Below are 639 nucleotides of genomic sequence, written 5' to 3' on the forward strand. Positions count from 1 at the left end.
TCAGCCAGGAGGAGTAGGTGGGGGTGAAGTGCATGTGGAAGCGAGGGTGGGCATCCAGCCACCTGATGATGGTCGGATGCTTGTGGGTGCCGTAGTTGTCGCAGATCAGGTGGACGTCCAGGTCGGCTGGCACCTCTTTGTCGATCTTGACCAGGAACTTGCGGAACTCCGTCGCCCGGTGCCGGCGGTGGATCGACCCGATGATCCGGCCGCTGGCCACGTCCAGCGCGGCGAACAGGGTGGTGATGCCGTTGCGCAGGTAGTCGTGGGTACGGCGCTCAGGCATGCCCGGCATCATCGGCAGCACCGGCGCCGACCGGTCCAGCGCCTGGATCTGGGACTTCTCGTCCACCGACAGCACCAGCGCCTTCTCCGGCGGGTCCAGATACAGGCCCACCACGTCCCGGACCTTGTCGATGAACTGCGGGTCGTTGGACAGCTTGAAGGTGTCGATTTGATGGGGCTTGAGCCGGAACGCCTTCCAGATCCGCCCGACCGTCGACTTGCTCAGCCCGCTCTCGGCCGCCATCGACGCCCGGGACCAGTGCGTCGCCCCGGCCGGCGTCCGCTCCAGCGTGGCCACCACGACCTGCTCGACCTGCTCGTCGGTGATCTTCCGCGGGGCACCCGGCCGTGGCT

1 protein-coding gene is annotated in these 639 nt (G+C 67.0%); it reads right to left on the bottom strand.

Annotated elements, in window-relative coordinates:
• On the bottom strand, positions 1–639 hold a 639-nt coding region (locus ABGB11_RS42450), incomplete at both ends, for an IS630 family transposase (RefSeq protein WP_347641378.1).

The sequence above is a fragment of the Actinomadura sp. B10D3 genome (assembly GCF_039871695.1).
Lineage (GTDB): Bacteria > Actinomycetota > Actinomycetes > Streptosporangiales > Streptosporangiaceae > Spirillospora > Spirillospora madurae.